The organism is Gordonia sp. (in: high G+C Gram-positive bacteria), from assembly GCF_049299075.1.
Taxonomy (GTDB): Bacteria; Actinomycetota; Actinomycetes; order Mycobacteriales; family Mycobacteriaceae; genus Gordonia.
Genome location: NZ_JBAQWU010000459.1, coordinates 1 through 3,129 on the forward strand (window position 1 = coordinate 1; position 3,129 = coordinate 3,129).

The 3,129-nt window shown below is 65.2% G+C and carries 3 protein-coding genes; all 3 read left to right on the plus strand.

The genetic code is table 11. The features are described 5' to 3' along the window. Nucleotides 1-111 precede the first annotated feature (111 nt). The gene (gene tal / locus WAW85_RS14470) at nucleotides 112-1,230 is read left to right on the plus strand and encodes a transaldolase (protein ID WP_422560292.1); all 1,119 of its coding nucleotides are present in this window, start codon (nucleotides 112-114) and stop codon (nucleotides 1,228-1,230) included. A gap of 7 nt (nucleotides 1,231-1,237) precedes the next feature. Further along, nucleotides 1,238-2,788 (plus strand): glucose-6-phosphate dehydrogenase, encoded by a 1,551-nt coding sequence (zwf, locus tag WAW85_RS14475; RefSeq protein WP_422560293.1) that lies wholly within the window; start codon nucleotides 1,238-1,240, stop codon nucleotides 2,786-2,788. 10 nt (nucleotides 2,789-2,798) lie between these two features. Further along, a partial coding sequence (locus tag WAW85_RS14480; RefSeq protein WP_422560294.1) for a glucose-6-phosphate dehydrogenase assembly protein OpcA occupies nucleotides 2,799-3,129 on the plus strand: 331 nt, incomplete at its 3' end.

Consider the following 3,129-nt stretch of genomic DNA (forward strand, 5'->3'; position numbering starts at 1 on the left):
GTATCAGAAGCTGTACGAGGAATTCGGCATCACTTCCGGTGCCGTCGAGGCTGCTGCCCGCCGCCTCCTCGGCCGCTGACCACCACCCCGGCTGACGATAGGACTTCCCTGATGACCCAGAACCCGAAGCTCGCGGAACTCTCGGCAGCCGGCGTCTCGGTGTGGCTCGACGACCTGTCGCGCGACCTGATCAACTCCGGTGGCCTGCGCGAGGAGATCGACGGTCATTCGGTGACTGGAGTGACGACCAATCCGGCGATCTTCCAGGCGTCGATCGCCAAATCGGACACCTACGATACGCAGATCGCGGCGCTCGGTGCCGCCGGGAACGACGTCGACGGCGTGATCGCCGCGATCACCACCGACGATGTGCGCTCGGCGTGTGACGTCTTCGCACAGGTCTACGCCGACACCGACGGGGTGGACGGCCGGGTGTCCATTGAGGTCGATCCGCGGCTGGCGCATGACACCGACGGCACTGTCGCCCAGGCGATCGAGCTGCACGGCATCGTCGACCGGCCCAACGTGCTGATCAAAATCCCGGCCACCAACGCCGGTCTGCCGGCCATCACCCGGGTGCTGGCCGAAGGCATCAGCGTCAACGTCACCCTGATCTTCTCGGTGGAGCGCTACCAGGAAGTGATCGAGGCTTACCTCAACGGGTTGGATGCCGCGCTGGAGAACGGACATGATATCGCCGGCATCGCGTCGGTGGCCTCGTTCTTCGTCTCGCGCGTGGACTCCGAGATCGACAAGCGACTGGACGCCATCGGGACCCCGGAGGCCCTGGCGCTGCGCGGCAAGGCCGGTCTGGCCAATGCCCGCCTCGCGTATGCCACCTTCCAAGACGTCTTCGAACTCGGCGTCCGCTTCCCCGCGCTGAAGGCGCACGGTGCCCGCCCGCAGCGGGCACTGTGGGCGTCCACCGGAGTGAAGAACCCGGACTACCCGGACACCCTCTATGTCAGCGAGCTGGTCGCGCCGGAGACGGTGAACACCATGCCAGGCAAGACGATGGCGGCTTTCGCCGACCACGGTTGGGTGAACACCGAGTCGATCATCGGTCAGGCGGCGGCCAGCGGGGCCGTGTTCGATGCGCTTACCGACGTGGGTGTGAACCTCCCCGAGGTTTTCGACCTCCTAGAGGCCGAGGGCGTGGAGAAGTTCGAGGTCGCGTGGAACGAGCTGCTGGAGACGACCGCGGCGCAGCTCGCCGCCGTCGAAGCGTAGTTCACCGATGAGCGCGAGCGGGTGGACCAATCCCCTTCGCGATAGCGATGATCGGCGACTCCCGCGGATCGCCGGACCGTCGGCACTGGTGATATTCGGTGTCACTGGCGATTTGTCCCGCAAAAAGCTGATGCCCGCGGTGTACGACCTCGCCAATCGTGGGCTGCTGCCGCCGAGCTTCGCCCTGGTCGGTTTCGCCCGCCGGGAGTGGAGTGACCAGGAGTTCGCGGAGACGGTCAAAGACGCCGTCAAGGAGCATTCACGCACCGATTTCGACGAGGACCAGTGGGCCCGGCTTGCGCAGGGATTCCGGTTTGTCGAAGGCAGTTTTGACGACGATGCCGCGTTCGACGAGCTGAAATCCACCCTCACTTCGCTTGACGAGAAGCACGGCACCGACGGCAACCACGCGTTCTATCTCGCGATTCCGCCCACCGCGTTTCCGGTGGTGCTCGGTCAGCTCAAACGGACGGGGATGGCGAATTCGCACAGCGACGGCACCTGGCAGCGGGTGGTGATCGAGAAGCCGTTCGGGCACGATCTCGCCTCCGCGCGGGAATTGAACGCGTTGGTCAACAGCGTGTTCGACGAGGAGTCAGTTTTCCGCATCGACCACTACCTCGGCAAAGAAACCGTGCAAAACATTCTGGCCCTACGTTTTGCCAATCAGCTCTTCGAACCCCTGTGGAACAGCCACTCCATCGATCACGTGCAGATCACCATGGCCGAGGACATCGGCCTGGGCGGCCGCGCCGGCTACTACGACGGCATCGGCGCCGCCCGCGATGTAATCCAGAATCATTTACTACAGCTGCTGGCGCTGGTGGCAATGGAGGAACCGATCTCGTTTTCGCCACGCGAACTACAGGCCGAGAAGATCAAGGTGCTCTCGTCGACGCGCAACCTGCTGCCGATCGCCGAGAATTCCGCGCGCGGGCAGTACGGTCCGGGCTGGCAGGGTTCCGAGCAGGTCCCCGGACTCGTCGAGGAAGGCTTCCCGCCCGATTCGACCACTGAGACTTATGCGGCAATCGCCGTGGAAGTCGACACGCGACGTTGGGCCGGCGTCCCGTTCTACCTACGCGCAGGCAAACGCCTGGGCCGCCGGGTGACCGAGATCGCGCTCGTCTTCACTCGTGCCCCGCATCTGCCGTTCGATGATTCGATGACTGTCGAACTCGGCCAGAACGCACTGGTGATCCGGATCCAGCCGGACGAGGGCGTCACCGTCCGCTTCGGCTCGAAGGTGCCCGGGACCAGCATGGAAGTACGCGACGTCAACATGGATTTCAGCTATGGCGAAGCGTTCACGGTCAGCTCCCCGGAGGCTTACGAACGATTGCTCCTGGATGTGATGCTCGGCGAGCCCTCACTTTTCCCGGTGAACGAAGAGGTGGAATTGAGCTGGCAGGTGCTCGACCCGGTCCTCGACGCATGGGCCGGTGGGCCGAACCCTCCTGCTGCGGAGACGCCGGAACCGTACGAGGCCGGGACCTGGGGACCGTCGTCGGCCGACGAGATGCTGGCCCGGACGGGCCGGGCCTGGCGCCGACCGTGAGGAGGACGCGATGATCATCGACCTGCCCGACACGACGACCCGCGACATCAGCAAGAAGCTCGTGTCCATGCGCAAGAGCGGTGGCGAGGTGACGGTCGGGCGGGTCCTGACCTTGATCATCGACACCGATCCGGGCGAGGCCGCCGAGGAGGCGATGCGTGCGTCGAACGAAGCGAGCCGCGAGCACCCGTGCCGCATCGTCGTGGTGATTCGCGCCGACCCGTCGGGGCCGACGCGCCTCGACGCGCAAATCCGGGTGGGCGGCGACGCCGGCGCTTCGGAAGTGGTAGTCCTGACCTTGGTCGGCGAGCTCACTGAGCATGCGCATGCGGTCGTGACAC